Below are 18,318 nucleotides of genomic sequence, written 5' to 3' on the forward strand. Positions count from 1 at the left end.
TTTTTATTGAAGTTATCCTTCCAATAAATTCACTTCCTAAATACAAGAAATCTCTGAAATTAACCTTTTCATTCACAAATTAGATTTTTAAATTAAAAAATATAATCAATATTAGTTATTGGTATTCATTATAAATACGATAATTGATCAGTTTATCTTTCATTATGTGTTGTACTTGTGATGGTTTTAAGTTTTTAATTCATTATGCATATGGTTTAGTCTTTTTGTGAGCGATGCTAATCTCCTTGTTTTATAGTGAGTTGTATTTTTTCTATATTTAGGTGTTCCTGTTGATAGGGCATGATTCTGATTTTTTAAAAAAGTAAATTCGTTAATTATGATGTGCGGTCCTGTTTTCTGTTTGTTTTTTATTTTTGGTTGAATTCATTTTTTAAAATGTCTTAGTATCCTTGGTGGGTTTTTGAGTACTAATGACATTCCTTAGATTTTATAATGATGACTTCATGCATGGCGCCCATATTATCGTGCGTGATGCATAATATATTGCCATCGGTAATAGCGATGCGCAGTAAGCGTGGTGTTCGTGTCACGGTCAATAGATGTATGTACATCGACATATAACTTAGTGGTTTAAATAATATAAGGGAATTATATGAAAAAGTATCTGGTAGCTTCCGCACTGGCCTGTGCGGCGATCTCTTCCTCGGCGTTTGCCGCCGATGGTGTGATTAACTTCACCGGTAAAATCATCGATAACGCCTGCGTGGTTAACCCGACGCTGAACGTGCAGATGGGAGATGTGGCGGCGGCGGCGTTTAAGAATGTGGGAGATGAATCCGGTGCCCGGAAATTTGATCTGGAGCTGAAAGATTGCCCGGCTAACCTGAGCAGTGCCAAAGTGACCCTGGACGGCGCGGCGGACGACAACAACACCGAGCTGTTCAAACTGAATGACGGCGGTGCAACTGGCCTGGCGCTGCGTATTGCTGCGCCAGGTGAAAGGATGGGGCCGGGCAGCACCAAGGAATTCAAGCTGTATGAGGGTGACAATGTATTGACATTCGAGGCGGCTTATAAATCAACGGATAAAGTCACCGCCGGTGATGCTAACACGACTATTCAATTCAGCGTTGCGTATAACTAATTTTCTATCCGGCGTTAATCTACCGGTGAAACACGTTTTCGCCGGTAATTCGTTAAATTCTCATCGGGCGGAAGGCTTTTGCGGGTGAGGAGTGGGGTATTTGAAAAACAAAAATGTGTTTTAGGGGACTTAGATGAAAAAGTATCTGGTTGCTTCTATGCTGGCGTGTACGGCGCTCTGCTCCTCTGCGTTTGCCGCCGATGGTGTGATTAACGTTACTGGAAAAATTATTGATAACGCTTGTGTGGTGAGCCCAACTCTGGATGTGCGTCTGGGGGACGCGGCTGCGGCTGATTTTGAACACGTGGGAGATTGGGGTTATGCAACAGCGTTCTTCTTGGAGCTTAAAGATTGTCCGGCAAATACCAAGGCGGCTATTGTACAGCTGGATGGCGAGGCAGATTCCAACAATAAAAATCTATTCCAACTTATCTCTGGCGGCGCCACTGGTATAGCCTTAGAACTTATTGCAATAAGTGAGAGTGGTTGGGGAAAACAATCGATTGTACCTGGTGGTACTTCGGAGAAATTTTCGCTGAATGAGGGTGAGAATCGCCTGTCTTTTGCGGCACGCTACAGATCAACAGATAAAGTCACCGCCGGTGCGGCTAACGCCACTATACAATTCAGCGTTTTGTATAACTAATCTATCTGACTTGGCTTTATTGATCGATGGAATACGCATTCTGTGGCGGTAACTTGTTAATAGAACGACTTAATCACAACATCAAGGGAATGCACAATAATGAAGGCTGTCTATTTGGCGCTGTGCGCCGCGCTGTTAATCAATAGTTTTCAGGCTGCTGCTGGCGTGGTGATCGGCGGCACCCGGTTGGTGTATCCCGGCGGCAAGAAAGAAGCGACCATCACGGTAAAAAACCCGGACGACATCCCTTACTTAGTGCAATCGTGGGTCAATGCGGATCTGGAAGGCAACGTCAAGGCGCCGTTCTTGGTCACGCCGCCGCTGTTTCGCCTGAACGGCGGCAAAGAGAATACGCTGCGGGTGGTGAAAACCGCCCAGCCGCTGCCGGAGGATCGCGAGTCGGTATTCTGGTTCAGCGTCAAAACGGTGCCACCGGAGGCGGAAGGCAAAGGCAACCACCTGCAAATCGCGGTGCGTACCCGCATCAAACTTTTCTATCGCCCGGCGTCGCTGCCCGGCTCGCCGGAAGAGGCGGCCGGGAAAGTGCGCTGGGAGCGCAGCGGCAACACGCTGAAAGCGATCAATGATTCCCCCTACTACCTGAGTTTCTCTACGGTCTCGGTCGCCGGTGAAAAAATCAAGGAGCCGCAGATGGTGGCGCCGTTCGCCACACTGGCCTATACCCTGCCGCCTTCAGCCACCGGCAAACAGGTGAGCTGGCAGGTGATCAACGACTACGGCGGCCTGAGCGCTCAGCACCAACAAGCGTTGTGATGGCTCGGTTGATAGCCAGGGGCGCGGTGTGAACAGGGATGTGAAACATGAACAGCAAAACAGCGCGCTGCCTATCTGGGCGGCGCAGCGAATATCGGCTGACGCCGTTGGCCTGGCAACTTGCCGGCCTGCTGATGTACAGCGGCGTAGCGCAGGCGGAATACCGTTTTAGCTCGGCTTTATTGCAGATAGGCAATACGCCGCAAACCGAAGTGGATCTGGCGCTGTTCACCGATGAGGAGAAACAGCCGCCGGGGGAGTATCGCGTTGATCTGTTCCTCAACGAGCAGCGGCTGGATACCCGCACGCTGGCCTTTTCTCTGCAGCCGGACGAACAGGGCAAAGAACGTCTGGTTCCTTGTCTGAAATGGGAAGATCTGCAGGGCTTTGGCGTGGATCTGGCCGCCTTTCCCGCGCTGCAACCCTCCGATGCGTGCATCAACTTGCCGCAGGCCATTCCCGGCGCCCGAACGGAACTGCTGTTCGAGCAACAGCAGTTGAAGCTGAGCATCCCGCAGGCGGCGTTAAAACGCCAGGCGCGCGGCTATGTGCCGCCGGAGCAGTGGGACAGCGGCATTCCGGCGTTGCTGAGCAACTATACCCTGCGTGGGGCGCACGATCGCAGCCGGCAGGGGGGCGGCAATGAAAGCAGCTATTTCGTCAACCTGCGCAACGGCGCCAACTGGGGCGCCTGGCGGTTGCGGCATGACGGCGTGTGGAACCGGAACGGTCAGGGAGAGGCGCACTGGCGCACGTTGAACAGCTATGTACAGCGAGACATCACCCCGCTGAACGGGCTGTTGACGCTGGGCGATGCCACCACGCCGGGCGATATCTTCGATTCGCTGCCGCTGCGCGGCGTACAGCTGGCCTCGGTGGAAGAGATGTACCCGGACAGCCTGCGCGGCTACTCGCCGGTGGTGCGCGGCATCGCCAAAAGCAATGCGGAGGTGATCATTCGCCAGAACGGCGTGGTGGTCGATCAGCGCTATGTGCCGCCGGGCGCCTTTGAAATCAGCGATCTATATGCGGTTTCCGGCAGCGGCGATCTGGATGTCACCATCAAGGAAAGCGACGGTACGGAACAGCGCCTGCTGGTGCCGTTTGCCTCGCTGCCGGTGCTGCAGCGCGAAGGGCGGCTCAGCTACGGCCTGGCCGCCGGGCAATACCGTGCGCAGGACGCGAGCGCCGATGACGAGAAGTTTATGCAGGGCACGCTGATCTACGGCCTGCCGCTCGGCGCCACGCTGTATGGCGGTGGCCAATGGGCCAATCGTTACCGTTCGCTGGCGCTGGGCGTGGGGCAAAACCTGGGCCGCGCCGGCGCGTTGTCGCTGGATATGACGCAAAGCTGGGCCCGGCGGCCGGAGGAGGCCGTTCAGGGGGACGATCGGCAGGGCAACATGTGGCGCCTGCGCTATGAAAAAAGCTTCCCGCTCACCGGCACCCAGCTGAGCCTGGCCGGTTATCGCCATGCCAGCGAAGGCTACACCACGTTGCAACAGGCGATGCAACCCCGCGATAGGACAAGCAACAGCGCGACCCGCAGCCGTAAAGAACTTTCGCTGCAGCAGGGATTGGGGCCGCTGCCAGGCTCACTGTTCTTGAGCCTGGCGGAAGATCGGCGCTGGGGGGAACAAGGCAAGCGCCAGTCCGTCAGCCTGGGCTACAACGGCAGCATCAAAGGGGTGAGCTATGGCCTTAACTACAGTCAGAACCAGAGCTATCAGGCTCAGACCGATCGCGTCGTGGCGCTGAATGTCAGCATTCCACTGAACCTGTGGGCACACAACACCTGGGCCGGTTATGGCATCAGCAATAGCAACAACGGCAAAACGTTGCAGACGCTGGGGCTGAACGGCACCGCGCTGGAAGGCGACAACCTGAACTGGGGGATAACCGGCGGCTATGGCAATCAGGGCGAAGGCGAGAATGGCAATCTGACGCTGGGTTATCGCGGCAGCAAGGCGCTGCTCGGCGCCGGGCTGAGCCACGACGGCCAGCGCCAGCGGCTGAATTACGACGTTCAGGGCGGGGTGTTGCTGCATGCCGGCGGGGTGACGCTGTCGCAACCGCTTAACGATACGGTGGCGCTGGTGCGCGCGCCGGGTGCCGGCGGGGTCAGCGTGGTGAATCAGGTGGGGGTGAAAACCGATAGCCGCGGCTATGCGGTGGTGCCTTACCTCTCCGCCTATCGCCAGAACGCGATTGCACTGGATCCGACCACCCTCGCGGACGACGTGGAGCTGGGGCTGACCAGCCAGACGGTGATCCCGACCCGCGGCGCGGTGGTGCTGGCGGATTATCAAACCAAGGTCGGTGCACGGATGATGATGACGCTGACGCGCGCCGACGGCCGGCCGGTGCCGTTTGGTGCGATCGCCACGCTGGCAGGCGCAGGCGGTGACGGCAGCATCGTCGGCGACGGCGGGCAGCTGTTCCTGGCCGGCATGCCGGCCAACGGCATGCTGCACGTGCAGTGGGGCAAACAACCGGACCAGCAATGCCAGGTCGTCTACGGCCTGCCGGAAACTGCCGGCCCGGAGATCCCAGAGATAGCGGCCGAGTGCCGTTAAGGAGCAAAGGATGAAAGCGGGAGTATGGATGCTCGGCCTGTGCGGGCTGTGGGCGGCGGGCGGCGCCTGGGGAGCGGAATGCCTGCCGGCCGGCAACCCGGAACGGCTGCTGTTCGACATTCCGCCGCAGACGCTGCAACGCGATCTGCCGGTCGGCAGCGTGGTGTGGCAGGGCACGCGCCAGGTGCAGCAGGCCGCGTCGCTGGCGCCCTGCGCGGAGGCGAAGGACGCCCGGCTGAATCTGCAGGGCGGCGACAGTGGGTTGAAAAGCGGCAACAGCGCGGTCTACGGCACCACGATTAGCGGGCTGGGCTATGCGCTGGATACCGATGCCGCTTTCAGAGATGGCTGGCCGGCGAGCGGCGCCATTGCCGCCGGAAAACGGCAAATCAGCCTGCGGCTGGTGGTGACCGGGCCGCTGGTCTCCGGCGTGTTGACGACGGAAACGCTGGCTCGGCGCACGGTTAATGGGCTGCCGGTGCTGGATATCGCCCTGCAAAAACCGGTCGCTATTATCCGGTTGGCCTGCGAGCTGCAGGGCGGCCGCCATCGCACGGTGGCATTGGGCGAGGTGGCGCGCAGCGATTTTCGCGGCGTGGGCAGCACGCGCGGCGAGCAGCCGTTCCTGCTGGATCTGGCCTGCGACGCCGGCGCCCGGGTCAATGTTCAGTTCGACGGCATCGCCGCAGGCGGCGACGCGCCCGGGGTGCTGGCGTTGACCCACCCCGAAGCGCAGGAGAGCGCGCGCGGCGTCGGGGTACAGCTGCTCTACCGCGGCGCGCCGCTGGCGCTGGGGGAACGGCTGCCGCTGGAAACGGCCTTACAGGGGCTGCGCAGCTACCCGTTCAGCGCCCGTTATTACCAAACGCAACCGCAGATCGCCGCCGGCGAGGCCAACGCGGTAGCAACCTTTAGCCTCACCTACCAATAAGGATGAAGATAATGATGAGAAAAATAGCACTGCCCCTGACGCTGCTCGGCGCCGCCATGCTGGCACCGCCGCTGCAGGCGGCGGATGGGAATATTAATGTGACTGGCAGAGTCACCGAAAGCAGCTGCGTGCTGGATGCCAGTTCTAAAAACCAGAAGGTGAATAAGGGGGTGCAGAGCGCTACCATTGCGACTTGGTTAGGGGGCGCTGGCTATATCTATGTGCAGTTGGCGGACTGCCCGGACAGCATTAGCCAGGTACGCATCAGGTTTGAAGGGACGTTGGCTAATACCCAAAAATACTCAGGAAAAGTTTTTGCCACCGATAATAGCGATCAACCCGATGCCGCTAAAAATGTGGGTTTTATAATTCAAAAGTCAGGGGAAGTTGCATTTCAAAATTTGCTGGGGGTAAATGAGTTCAGCCCAGCTATTGAATTGAAAAAAGGGGCGGTGAATGAGCTTAAATTCAGTACGGGATATACCACCGATAACAAAATGCCTACTGCAGGGGTTGCTCGTACTCGCCTACAGTTTAGCCTGATTTACCCATGATGGATTATTGAATTTCGTTTTTATTGAGATAAGGAACAGCTAATGAAAAATATCATCAAGGGGCTGCTGCTGGTGGGGGGCGGATTGGCCTTTAGCGCTTATGCTGCAGACGGCAGCGTGGATATGGAATTAACGCTTGCTCATGGCACCTGCAATTTAACCGCAGGCAGCAAAAATATGCAGGTAGCGCTGGGGAATATTTCCCGTACCGAGCTGACATCAATTGGTGCGACTAGCAAGCCGGTTGATTTTACCGTTGAAGCAACCGACTGTGCCCCAGGCTTGGCCGTATTTTTCCGCTTTGATGGCGTTGCTGCCGGCCAAAATAATAAAGCCTTTGCATTAGGCAGTGGCTCCGTTGCTGAGGGGGTTGGGGTACAGGTGGCCGATGTTTCCCCTTACGAGGAGTATGTCAAAATTCCTAATGCAAGTTATGGGTATGGAGTTATCCCAAGAAATGATGGTTCTTTTTCTAAACCATTTAATGCACGATATATCGCTTTAACCGATAAGGTAACACCCGGCACGGCAAACGCCACCGCTCAACTCAATCTGGTCTATGACTAAATAACGCCACCCGCCACCCCCTGCGTCGGCTTATCGATATCATCAGAATAAAAGGCTGTTATCCAGTAATAAGGAAAGTGGCGAGAGTAAAAAGTAAATCAGCGGCGCGGCTGCCTATATTGCCACGAAGGCGCAAACGGTCATCCCCGGCAGCGCCAACCTGACCACGCAGATTAGCCTGGTTTATCCATAATAACCGGGCCTGTTTCAGCACGATGATCGTTTGGCATTATCAGAGAGATAAGGAAATTAATGATGATAGCAACAGTGAGAAAAAGAATGCCGCTGCTGGCATTATTCAGCGCAGCAATGTTATCCCCGCCGCTCTACGCGGCGGATGGGAGTATTAATGTGACTGGGCGGGTGGTGGAGAATGCCTGTGTGGTCGCCGCCGAATCGAAGAATATCATGGTGGATTTTGGTGAGCAGGCGGGTAATTCCTCATTGGGCAGCCGTGGCTATGGGCAAACCATAAGGCTTCTGGATTGTCCTTCGGGGGCTAAGCAGGTGAAGATTAGATTTGAAGGTACCGGATACGGCTATGTTTTCGCCCCCGATAATCAGGGGCAGCCGGGAGCCGCACAGAACGTAGGGTTCGGGATATACAATGCGGATTTTGCTGATATTGGAGTTAACGGTGAATCGAAGCCTTATGAGCTTAAAAACAGCGGTTCCGGCAGTGCGAATGATCTTCATTTTGGTGTGTCGATACGTTGGCTTGGCAAGAACCAGAGCCAGCCCATCCCACTTGGTGAGGCGACGGGCACTATTCAGTTCAGCATTCTTTATAACTAAACCCGCCATGGCCTATTTTTATGGTGACGAAGGAAAATGTGATGAATAAAGCAATCAGAAGAATCGTTCAGGGCTTGTCAACTTGCCTGATTGGCCTGGCCTGTACGGCACAAGGTGCAGACGGCACGATCAAAACTAAAGTGAAGTTTATTCAATTTACCTGCAATCTGACGGCCGCCAGCAAGAACATGAGCGTACCGCTGGGGGATATTAACCGCAGCCAGTTGGCTAAAACCGGGAACCTGAGTTCGCCGGTGTTGTTTGAATTAAAAGCGACCGGTTGCCCGAGAACAAGCAAAAATACTTCTGTTGCAGTGCGTTTTTCAGGCACGGCAGCAGCAGGGGATAGTCAGGCTTTTGCTTTGGATCAAGACAGTGTGGCGTCGGGGGTCGCAGTGAAGATAGCGAATGAGAGCTATGATGGCGTTTATGATTATTTCGTTGGGCCTAATGTTTATTGGGGGAGGAGCTTTTATCCAAACTCTGAGGGTGAGCTAACCATGAAGTACGCGGCGCAGTATGTCGCCCTGGATGATCACGTTACCCCCGGTACGGCCAACCTGACGACCCAAATTGACTTGTATTACAATTGAGCTACTCTGCCCAATGGCGTAGCCCATTGGGCGGATGATATTTTTAGAATTAAGGTGTAGTAACTCTACTAACAGAGAACATTGATTATATTGACCAATATAACCCAGCTGCGAGTATAAAGTTGCACAGCTAAATTGTACATGCTTCGAGAATCTGCCTCAGCACCCTTATCTTTATCGCTTTGGCAGGGGGACTGGTTCACGGGAAATTATTATTCACCCTAACTATATTATTATTTGCCATGTCAATGAGTTGTAAATGGAGATTTTACGTGTGCTACATACTCACCGGGAATATCCTTAAGTCATACAAAGAGAGATCAAAATGAAAAATACTGTAATTGGTATGTTTGCTCTGTTAGGTTTCACGGGGCCAGTCGTTGCAGCCTGCCCAGACGGAAATACAGTGGTGACTAAATCAGGGTACTATGCCGCGCTCAACGCTGAGTCTTATAGAAAAATGACCTCTATTATCGAATCTGGAAATACATCGGAATTATCTCCTTTATTATCAGAGCATTCTGTCATTGCACTTCCTGCCGGCATTGAGGTTTGTATCACTGATAGAAGGAAAGGATTCCAGCAATATCGAAAACACATAACTATCCCTAATAAACCTGGTGCTTATTGGGTGCCTGATGCGGCATTGAACGAGATTGAGTAAACGCCTGATGTCTCTTCAATAGAAATCGTTGACCCGATTCGTTCTTGCCGACTAGGCGTGAGCCGGAAAAACATAAACGCATGTCTGTTTCAACACCGCAAAGCTGTAGTCGCTACAGGGATGGGAGTCTGGAGTAGTCCGCGAACAACGTCACCATTTTATGGTCCCTGCATAAAGTGGAGAACTGCGCAAGCAGCGTTCCGCATCTGTTCTTGGGCACGAAGCTATGCCCCCTTGAAGCATGAACAAAATGCGGCCATAATCTGCCGTATCGGTAGCACCGAAACACACATCGAACAAATCCCTTTCTCGTCGGGCTAACGACGCGGGAGGGATTTTTTTTTGTCACGGCCCGGCATCTGCGCCCGGCAACTTGTTGAACTACGAGGGTTTACTATGAGCACCTTAGGCCATCAGTCCGATAATTCATTAGTGTCCAACGCCTTTGGTTTCCTGCGCTTTCCGCTGAACTTCATGCCTTACGACAGCGATGCAGAGTGGGTCATCACCGGCATTCCGTTTGACATGGCGACCTCCGGTCGCGCCGGCGGCCGCCATGGCCCGGCGGCCATCCGTCAGGTGTCCACCAACCTGGCCTGGGAAGGCAACCGTTGGCCGTGGAGCTTCGATCTGCGCGATCGCCTGAACGTGGTTGACTGTGGCGACATCGTGTTCAACTTCGGCGATGCGCAGGACATGAGCGACAAGCTGCAGGCGCACGCGGAGAAACTGCTGAAAGCCGGTAAGCGCATGCTCTCGTTCGGCGGCGACCACTTTGTCACCCTGCCGCTGCTGCGCGCGCACGCCAAGCATTTCGGCAAGCTGGCGCTGGTGCACTTCGACGCCCATACCGATACCTACGCCAACGGCAGCAAGTTCGACCACGGCACCATGTTCTACCATGCGCCGAATGAAGGCCTGATCGATCCGCACCACTCGGTGCAGATCGGTATTCGCACCGAGTTCGATCACGACAACGGCTTTACCGTGCTGGACGCCGCGCAGGTGAACGATCGCAGCGTGGACGACCTGCTGACCCAGATCAAGGGCATCGTCGGCGATATGCCGGTGTACCTGACCTTCGACATCGACTGCCTGGATCCGGCGTTTGCACCGGGCACCGGCACACCGGTGATCGGCGGCCTGACCTCAGATCGCGCGCTGAAACTGGTGCGCGGCATGCAGTCGCTAAACATCGTCGGCATGGACGTGGTGGAAGTGGCGCCGGCCTATGACCAGTCCGAGATCACTGCGCTGGCCGCGGCGACCCTGGGTCTGGAGATGCTGTACCTGCAGGCGGCCAAGAAACACGCCTGACGCTTGGCCACGCCTCGCTGAAAAAGCGGCTCCCATCGTATGGGGCCGCTTTTTTTATTTCATTTGTCTGTCGCCATCCGCACTGCGATTTTCAGCCTGTTGCAACGCCTTTGCGCAATCCTGCGCAGAAATGAAACTGAGTCAGTAAAAAGGAACCGGGATAACGGGGAGGATGAATATACTGCGCGCGGGTGCTCTGGATCTTTGTATCTAGAGCCTGCGTGAAAGGTACAAAGAGAAAAGCCCCGAGTCGATATTCATCAACCCGAGGCCTACTCTAACGCCAGCAACGTTAAGTTAGCCTCTTACCCGCCGCGAGGCAAGGAGAAGAAGGCATGATGCCGAACAAACGGAGCCTGTTAAAACTGGTGGTTATTTGTGCCACGGTAATATCACTGGTATGGATAACCCGCAGCACGCTGTGCGAGCTGCGGATCCGATCGGGCAACACGGAGGTTGCGGCCATTTTGGCTTACGAATCCGAACGGTAAGGCAACCCGGCGACGGGGGGTGTCCCCCGTCTGCTGGTTGTTGGCGTCCAGATCCATGAGCACCCTCTCAAGGCCATTGGCTTTCTCTGCCGCAACGGTGCGGGAACAGGCTATGCCCGTTTCACCTGGCGCGCCAGCAACATGCGGCTAAACAGCGCGCCGCCCGCCAGCAGCGTCAGCAGCTGTGAGGCAATCAGTACCGCAAAGCCCGAGGACACCTTGCCCTGGCTGGCCATCACCATGCCCATCGCCATCGGCACAAACGCCGAGAACAGATTGCCGATGCCGTTGATCAGACCATAGGCGCTGCCGACCGCCTCCGGCCGCGCATAATGCTGCAGCAGCGTGGGGATTGCCGCGCCCTGTGCGCCCCAACAGGCGTTGGCCGCCAGCAGGAAGAAGGCGATCCAGCCAAGCTGATGGCTGTTCATTACGCCATAGATGCACAGTGCGGTCGCCGCGCCGCCAAAGACGAAGATCAGTGGCGCCTGATAGGGGCGGATACGATCGAGCAGCACGCCGCCGAGGTATTTTGAGGCGATGCTGACGATGAAAGGCAGTGCGGCCATCCATCCCATCTGCTTGATGGAGAATCCTTTTTCATCAGTCAGGTAAGCCGGCAGCCAGGCGCTGGATCCCCACAGGTAGCTGAGCGTGGCGATCTCGATCAGCAGGATCCAACCGAGCATCGGTGTGCGCCAGGCCAGCGCGAAGGTGTGCCAGACGCGGCTCAACACCGGCTGAGGATCGGCGGGGCGTGAAGATGAGGGTAAGGCGAGCGGATGAACGAACAGCCGCACCAGCGCCAGGCCCAACAGCAGGTTGAGCAGCGCCAGCAGGTGAAACGACATCGCCCACCCGAAGTGCGCCATCAGAAAACTCACCAGCGGAAAGCCGATCACCAGCCCCAACGAGACGCCCAGCGCGCTGACCGCGTTGGGTTTGCCGCGCTCGTCGGCGGCGAAATGATCGCTGATGTACATGGTCTTGAGCGAGAACAGCGGCCCTTCGCTGACGCCAAGCAACGCGCGCACCGCGCACAGCAACAGCAGCGATCCCGCCAACGGCGAGGCGGCGGTGAGCAGCGCCCACAGCACCACGCTCAGCGTCAGCGCGCGGCGGTAACCCATCAGCGTTTCCAGAAACGGCGTCAGCAACATGGCGGACAGGCCGTAACCGAGTAAAAACACCGTCATCAGCGTGCCCTGATGGGCGCGGTCACCGCCGAGTTGAAAGTGTTGCAGGAAGTCGGGATTGACCAACATCACGGCGATATTAACCCGATCTGCATAGGCGATAACGATCAGAAACAGCAGGGCGATCACCCCAAACCAGCGTTGACGTTGTTGCACGGCGCGTTCCTCAGTGCGAGCGGTTGACGAATTCAGGCAGCAGTAAACTCGCCCGCGGAGGCCATTACGCGTAAACGCGGGGGACGAGGCTGATTAATGTAAATTAATTGTTATTAAATTGAGTGTAAAAGACAGTGAGAAAACACTTTTACGCGCAATGCGCCGCCGGGATCAACGCATTTTTTGCCATAAATTAGCGGAAGAGCGCACAACTGACATAGGTTTTTCATATCGGTGCATGATTTCGTGATCCCTCCCGCATTTGTCATTTTTAAACAACCTTTCATTAACATTTGCCGTTCCGCTCGCTTGACGAAAGTTTCGCCAGACTTATAGTGGCTGTATTAAATAAGAAACTGAGTTTCATATATGAAACAATCAGATAGAGGATAAAAGCAATGAGCTGGAAGAATGTGTGCGAAGTGTCTCAGGTGAAAGAAGATTTTCCTTTCTCCGGCAAAGTGGAAGGAAAAGAGATCGGGGTGTACCTGCTCGACGGTAACTACTACGCGCTGGAAGACGTCTGCCCGCATGCTTATGCCTTGCTCAGCCAGGGGTTTGTAGACGACGGCAAGGTTGAGTGCCCGCTGCACGAAGCGCTGTTTGACGTGCGCACCGGCCAGTGCCTGCGCGAGCCAGGCGGCCGCGATCTGCAAACCTATCCCACCCGGGTGGTCGACAACCAAATCCAGATCACCTTTATCGCGGAGGAGTAATCATGCAGCACATCACCGATTTCAATCCCTGGCTGCCGGACACCCAACAGGTGACGCCGGCCCGCGAAGGCGGCAACGGCCAAATCCATCAGCCGGGCCAGTTCCGCAATGTCATCTGGCAAAACCGCGCCCGGGTGCCGGACGGTTTCGAAACCGCGCTGGTGGCGGCGCTGGAAACGATCTTCGATCAGGGGGCGGAAGAGCTGGAGCAGATCGTCAGCGCGTTGAATCAGCGCCGCCTGTTCGATCGCAGCGGCCAACCGTGGAATGAGGCGACGTTCCGCGAATTCCTTCACGTTAACGGTTTCTGAGCCACATCCGGGAGAAGACAATGACAGCAAACACAACATCCTCCGAACAGAGCCTGCAGGACTATCTTGACCAGGGATTGCGCGGCATGTGGTATCCGGTGCTGGCCAGTTGGGAAGTGGGCAACAACCCGGTCGGCATCACCCGTCTCGAGCAGCAAATCGTGGTGTGGCGCGACGGTGAAGGCCAGATCCACGCGTTGGAAGATCGCTGCCCGCACCGCGGCGCGCGGCTTTCCATGGGGTGGAACCTCGGCGATCGTATCGCCTGCTGGTATCACGGGGTGGAAGTCGGCGGAGACGGGACGGTGAAAGACGTGCCGGCGGTGGATCGCTGCCCGCTGGTGGGGCAAAAATGCCTGCGGTCTTACCCGGCCAAAGAAGCCTACGGCGCAGTGTTTCTCTATTTCGGCGTGACGGCGGATGAAGCGCCGGCGGAGCTGACTTTCCCGCAAGAGCTGGCGGACGAAGCGTCGTACAGTAATTTTCTGTGTACCGCCAGCTGGGACTGCAACTACCAGTACGCATTGGAAAACGTGATGGATCCGATGCACGGCACCTACCTGCACTCTTCCTCACACTCGATGGCGGAAGGCGATCGCAAGGCGGATATGGGGCTGGAGCCGACCGACAGCGGGTTTATCTTCAAAAAGAACGGACAGATCGGGGTTAACTTCGACTGGGTGGAATTCGGCAGCAGCGGCGCGTATTGGATGCGCCTGTCGATCCCGTACAAGAAGCGCTTTGGGCCGGGTGGTCACTTCTGGATCATCGGCATGGTGGTGCCGGAAGATAAGGATCACTGCCGGGTGTTCTTCTGGCGCATCCGTAAGGTCAAAGACTGGCAGCGCGACATGTGGCGCTTCATGTACCGTAATCGCCTGGAATCGTTGCATTGGGACGTGCTCGAGCAGGATCGCATCGTGCTCGAGAACATGGCGCCTAACGCCCGCGGCCGCGAATACCTGTACCAGCACGACGTCGGTCTTTCTCGCCTGCGCCGCCTGATGCAGAAAGAGGCGCAGAAACAGCTGGCGACGCTGCGCGAGCGGGAGGCGGCGCAGTGAACGGCTTGCTGGACGGCAAGCGCATCGTGGTCACCGGTGCGGCGCGCGGCCTGGGCTACAGCTTTGCCGCCGCCATCGCCGCAGCAGGCGCGCAGGTGGTGATGTGCGACATCTTGGCGGATGAGCTGGCGGCGAGCGGCGCCGCGCTGCGCGAGCAGGGCGCTCGGGTGGAAACGCAGACGATCGATCTGGCCTCACCGGATTCGATCCGCTTGGCGTTCGAGAAGATCGCCGCTGGCGGCGGGATCGACGGTCTGGTGAACAACGCGGCGCTGGCGACCGGCGTCGGCGGTAAAACCATGATGGAATACGATATCGATCTGTGGGATCGCGTGATGCAAGTCAACGTGCGCGGCACCTGGCTGGTGAGCCAGGCGGCGGTGCCGCTGCTGGCGCGCAATCCGCACGCCAAGATCGTCAACGTGGCGTCGGACACCGCGCTGTGGGGCGCGCCGCGCCTGATGGCCTATGTCGCCAGTAAAGGCGCGGTGATCGCGATGACCCGATCGATGGCGCGCGAGCTGGGCCCGCAGGGTATCTGCGTCAACGCCATCGCGCCGGGCCTGACGCGAGTGGAAGCCACTGAGTATGTGCCCGCCGAGCGCCATCAGCTGTACGAGCAGGGGCGCGCGCTGGCCGGGGCGCAGCACCCGGACGATGTGAACGGTACGGTACTTTATCTGCTGTCGTCGCTGGCGGATTTCGTCACCGGCCAACTGCTGCCGGTCAACGGCGGCTTCGTATTCAACTGACGGCCCGCAGGGCAGGCGCACAGCGCAGGAGCGAGAGATGGCGGACGAGCAAGCATGTAAGTATCTGATCCCGGGACTGGATCGCGGGTTGCAGTTGCTGCTGGCGTTTGGCGAGCAGCATAAGGAAATGACTTTTGCCGAGTTGCATCGCCTGGTCGATATGCCGAAGGCCACCGCCTACCGCGTGGTGCAGACGCTCGAGCACCTGGGCTTTCTGGAGCGCAATCCGCGCACCAATACCTTCGCGCTGGGCATCAAGGTGCTGCGTCTCGGTTTTGAATACATCGCGTCGCTGGACGTCGCGCAGGCCGGCCAGCCGGTGATCGAGCAGTTGCGCGATCGCAGCCAGTGCAGCAGCCATCTGGCGATCCGCGACGGGCGCGACGTGATCTATATCGCCCGCGTCAGCGCCGCCGGTTCACAGATCAATCAGGTCAGCGTCGGCACCCGCTTGCCGGTGCACCAAACCTCGCTCGGCCGCATGTTGTTGACCAGCGCCACCCGCAGCGAGTTCGAACAACTCTATCCGGACGCGCAGCTGCCGGGCAACGCGCCGGGCACCCCGGCGGATCGCGAAATGCTGTGGCAGATGGTGCAGCAAGACAAGGCGCGCGGCTATGTGATCGGCGAATCGTTCTTCCGCCACGGCATCTCCTCGATCGTCTACCCGATCTTCAACCGTGAGCAGCGGGTCGAGGCGGTGGTCAGCATCATGGTGCCGTCCGATGAGATCCCGAAAGCGGATCGCGAGCGGCTGCGCATGGAAGTGCGCGATGCGGCGGAGAAAATTTCTGGCTTCCTCGGCGCGCCGCCGCAGGCCAACGTCGGCTAACCGACAGGACCGACTCTTTCACTCAGGCAGGGATAAGGCCCACAGCAAACAGGGGCCGGGGGTCACTCATGCCTGAAAACCGTATGCAGCGAGAACGTGAGGCTGAACAATGAGCGTAATCGGAATCGAAAAACTGGAATTTGGCGTCGAAGATCTGCCAACCTGCGAAAAATTCATGCAAGACTTCGGCCTGCAGCCCGCCACGCAACATTGGGGCGAACCGCAGCGCGAATTCACCACCCTGAGCGGGGCGCAGGTTGTCCTGCACCCGTTGCAAAGCGCGGCGCTGCCTGCGGCGTTTGAAGGCGGTTCTACCCTGCGCCGCATGACCTGGGGCGTGGGCTCACCCGCCGATCTGGCGCGCCTGCAGCCGCGTTTGGCGTTGATGCCCGGCTTCCGTCAGGTGGGAGAAGAGCTGGAATGCCTCGATCCCAACGGCATGACGCTGCGCTTCGTCGTCAGCCGCCAGCAGGCGGTTGAGGTGCCGGTCACGCCGATCAACCAATGGGGCGACGTGCGCCGCATCGATCAACCCAGCCCGGTCTATTCGCAGGCGCAACCGATCAATATTGGCCACGTAGTGTTCTTCGTTGAAGATCTGGCGGCGACCGAGCGTTTCTATCGCGAGCTGTTGGATTTCCAGGTTTCCGATCGCTATATCGATCGCGCCGTCTTCCTGCGCACCCAGGCGCGCGGCGGCCACCATAACCTGTTCCTGCTGAAGCTGCCTAACCGCCCACGCGGCCTGAACCATGTGGCGTTCACCGTGCGCGATATCCATGAAGTGATCGGCGGCGGCATCGCCATGAACAAAGAGCAGTGGAGCACCTTTATCGGCCCTGGCCGCCACCCGATTTCCTCGGCCTATTTCTGGTACGTCAACAGCCCGACCGGCGGTGCGTTCGAGTATTACACCAACGACGATTATCTGACGGAAAACTGGCAGCCGCGCGAGCTGGAGCATTCGCTGGTCTCCTTCACCGAATGGGCGGTAGAGGGCGGCATCGATCACGATACGCGCCGCCAGCATAAAAAGGCGCAAGCGTTATGAACCGGCCAGAACAGACGGGCATTGTCATCGTCGGCGGCGGCCAGGCCGGCGGCTGGGCGGCCAAGACGCTGCGCGACCGCGGTTACAGCGGCCGGCTGACGGTGGTCAGCGACGAGCCCTACGATTTTTACGAGCGGCCGCCGCTGTCGAAAGCGGCGCTGCTGGATGCCGCGGCTCCCCTCAGTCGGCTGTTCAGCGAACAGGCGGTGGCGGAGCTGAATATCGACTGGCGTCGCCCGCTGCGCGCCGAGTCCATCGACGCTGAACAGCAAATCGTCACGCTCAGCGACGGGCAACGGCTGCAGTTCGAGCAGTTGCTGATCGCCACTGGCGGGCGGCCGCGTGTGCCGGGCGCCGCCTGGGCGCAGCATCCGCGCGTGATGACGCTGCGTTCCTGGGACGATGCGGCTCGGTTGCGGCAGGGCCTGCAAGGTTGCCGCCGTCTGGCGATCGTCGGCGGCGGTTGGATCGGGCTGGAGATCGCCGCTTCTGCGCGCCGTCTCGGCGCCGAGGTGACGGTGTTTGAACGCCAGCCCGCGCTATGCATGCGCAGCGTCGGCGCCGATGTCTCGCAGGCGTTGCTCGAACTGCATCGCCGGCAGGGCGTTACGGTGTTGTGTGGCTGCGGCGAGATCTCGCTGGAAGATCGCGACGGCGCCGCCTGGATCGGCAGCGAAGTCAGCGATCCGCAGGTCTTCGATCTGGTGGTGGTGGGGATCGGCGTCGAGCTGAATCTCGAACTGGCGCGCAGCGCCGGGCTGGCGATCGAGTCCGGCATCGTGGTCGACGGCCAAGGGCGTACCAGCCATCCGGCGATCTTCGCCGCCGGCGACGTGGCGCGCCACCCGACGCTTGGCCTGTGCCTGCAGTCCTGGGCCTACGCGCAAAATCAGGCCATCAGCACCGCCTGCGCGATGCTCGACGCCTTTGCCGCTCCGTATGACGACGTGGCCTGGCTGTGGTCGGATCAATATGACGTCAATATCCAGATCCTCGGCGTGCCGAGCGGCGGCGTGCACCATGTGGTGCGCCGCACGCCGCAGTCGCAGGTGTTCTTCACGCTGAACGCCGATCGGCAGCTGGTGCAGATGGTAGCGTTCAACGACGCGCGCACTATCAAGCTCGGTAAGCGTTGGCTGGCGAGTGGCCGGGTGCTGGATCCGCAGCAGCTGGCGGATGCGGAGTTTTCTTTGATGGCGTTGAAATAACGCCCGAACCTCGGGAGCG

20 protein-coding genes are annotated in these 18,318 nt (G+C 57.8%); 19 read left to right on the top strand and 1 reads right to left on the bottom strand.

Going from position 1 to position 18,318, the window contains the following annotated elements; translation table 11 throughout:
* The first annotated feature begins 613 nt into the window (after positions 1-613).
* From RE418_RS10030 to RE418_RS10085, 12 genes are all read left to right on the top strand, one after another.
* Positions 614-1,105 (top strand): fimbrial protein, encoded by a 492-nt coding sequence (locus tag RE418_RS10030; protein WP_049208784.1) that lies wholly within the window; start codon positions 614-616, stop codon positions 1,103-1,105.
* A 133-nt stretch (positions 1,106-1,238) separates the two neighbouring features.
* Positions 1,239-1,751, top strand: a complete 513-nt coding sequence (locus RE418_RS10035; RefSeq protein ID WP_089181276.1) for a fimbrial protein — start codon at positions 1,239-1,241, stop codon at positions 1,749-1,751.
* A 99-nt stretch (positions 1,752-1,850) separates the two neighbouring features.
* Entirely contained in the window at positions 1,851-2,525 is a 675-nt protein-coding gene (locus tag RE418_RS10040; RefSeq protein ID WP_025304211.1) for a molecular chaperone, read from the top strand.
* 47 nt (positions 2,526-2,572) lie between these two features.
* Complete coding sequence (locus RE418_RS10045) at positions 2,573-5,101, top strand: fimbria/pilus outer membrane usher protein (RefSeq protein ID WP_089181275.1); 2,529 nt, start codon at positions 2,573-2,575, stop codon at positions 5,099-5,101.
* Between the two features lie 10 nt (positions 5,102-5,111).
* Positions 5,112-6,032, top strand: a complete 921-nt coding sequence (locus RE418_RS10050; protein ID WP_089181274.1) for a fimbrial protein — start codon at positions 5,112-5,114, stop codon at positions 6,030-6,032.
* Between the two features lie 11 nt (positions 6,033-6,043).
* A complete protein-coding gene (locus RE418_RS10055; protein ID WP_089181273.1) occupies positions 6,044-6,586 on the top strand; it encodes a fimbrial protein in 543 nt (180 codons plus the stop codon).
* Between the two features lie 42 nt (positions 6,587-6,628).
* Positions 6,629-7,153 carry a fimbrial protein gene (locus tag RE418_RS10060; RefSeq protein ID WP_089181272.1) on the top strand — a complete coding sequence of 175 codons (525 nt, stop codon included), beginning with the start codon at positions 6,629-6,631 and terminating at the stop codon, positions 7,151-7,153.
* Positions 7,154-7,405: 252 nt separating this feature from the next.
* A complete protein-coding gene (locus tag RE418_RS10065; RefSeq protein WP_089181271.1) occupies positions 7,406-7,948 on the top strand; it encodes a fimbrial protein in 543 nt (180 codons plus the stop codon).
* A 41-nt stretch (positions 7,949-7,989) separates the two neighbouring features.
* Entirely contained in the window at positions 7,990-8,541 is a 552-nt protein-coding gene (locus RE418_RS10070; protein WP_158523382.1) for a fimbrial protein, read from the top strand.
* Positions 8,542-8,866: 325 nt separating this feature from the next.
* Positions 8,867-9,205, top strand: a complete 339-nt coding sequence (locus RE418_RS10075) for a hypothetical protein (protein ID WP_089181269.1) — start codon at positions 8,867-8,869, stop codon at positions 9,203-9,205.
* Positions 9,206-9,601: 396 nt separating this feature from the next.
* Entirely contained in the window at positions 9,602-10,522 is a 921-nt protein-coding gene (speB, locus tag RE418_RS10080) for an agmatinase (RefSeq protein WP_004937606.1), read from the top strand.
* 338 nt (positions 10,523-10,860) lie between these two features.
* Positions 10,861-11,013, top strand: a complete 153-nt coding sequence (locus RE418_RS10085) for a Hok/Gef family protein (protein ID WP_049203456.1) — start codon at positions 10,861-10,863, stop codon at positions 11,011-11,013.
* Positions 11,014-11,123: 110 nt separating this feature from the next.
* On the opposite strand, the gene RE418_RS10090 is transcribed toward RE418_RS10085, so the two are convergent.
* Positions 11,124-12,365 (bottom strand): MFS transporter, encoded by a 1,242-nt coding sequence (locus tag RE418_RS10090; RefSeq protein WP_049296214.1) that lies wholly within the window; start codon positions 12,363-12,365, stop codon positions 11,124-11,126.
* A 398-nt stretch (positions 12,366-12,763) separates the two neighbouring features.
* On the opposite strand from RE418_RS10090, the gene RE418_RS10095 reads away from it, so the two are divergent.
* The 7 genes from RE418_RS10095 (at position 12,764) to RE418_RS10125 (ending at position 18,299) form a co-directional block, all read left to right on the top strand.
* Positions 12,764-13,081 carry a non-heme iron oxygenase ferredoxin subunit gene (locus RE418_RS10095; RefSeq protein ID WP_004937614.1) on the top strand — a complete coding sequence of 106 codons (318 nt, stop codon included), beginning with the start codon at positions 12,764-12,766 and terminating at the stop codon, positions 13,079-13,081.
* A gap of 2 nt (positions 13,082-13,083) precedes the next feature.
* Complete coding sequence (locus tag RE418_RS10100; protein WP_004937617.1) at positions 13,084-13,392, top strand: recombinase-like helix-turn-helix domain-containing protein; 309 nt, start codon at positions 13,084-13,086, stop codon at positions 13,390-13,392.
* 20 nt (positions 13,393-13,412) lie between these two features.
* Positions 13,413-14,456: an aromatic ring-hydroxylating dioxygenase subunit alpha gene (locus tag RE418_RS10105; protein ID WP_025304204.1), complete on the top strand. Its 1,044-nt coding sequence runs from the start codon at positions 13,413-13,415 to the stop codon at positions 14,454-14,456.
* Positions 14,453-15,208, top strand: a complete 756-nt coding sequence (locus RE418_RS10110) for an SDR family oxidoreductase (protein WP_025304203.1) — start codon at positions 14,453-14,455, stop codon at positions 15,206-15,208. The genes RE418_RS10105 and RE418_RS10110 overlap by 4 nt, the downstream gene beginning before the upstream one ends.
* 37 nt (positions 15,209-15,245) lie before the next feature.
* Positions 15,246-16,040, top strand: coding sequence for an IclR family transcriptional regulator (locus tag RE418_RS10115; RefSeq protein WP_025304202.1), 795 nt, complete (start codon positions 15,246-15,248; stop codon positions 16,038-16,040).
* A gap of 109 nt (positions 16,041-16,149) precedes the next feature.
* Positions 16,150-17,091 carry a VOC family protein gene (locus tag RE418_RS10120; protein WP_043141258.1) on the top strand — a complete coding sequence of 314 codons (942 nt, stop codon included), beginning with the start codon at positions 16,150-16,152 and terminating at the stop codon, positions 17,089-17,091.
* Complete coding sequence (locus RE418_RS10125) at positions 17,088-18,299, top strand: NAD(P)/FAD-dependent oxidoreductase (RefSeq protein WP_025304200.1); 1,212 nt, start codon at positions 17,088-17,090, stop codon at positions 18,297-18,299. The genes RE418_RS10120 and RE418_RS10125 overlap by 4 nt, the downstream gene beginning before the upstream one ends.
* Positions 18,300-18,318 lie beyond the last annotated feature (19 nt).

The sequence above is a fragment of the Serratia sp. szju genome, from assembly GCF_044594185.1.
Lineage (GTDB): Bacteria > Pseudomonadota > Gammaproteobacteria > Enterobacterales > Enterobacteriaceae > Serratia > Serratia bockelmannii.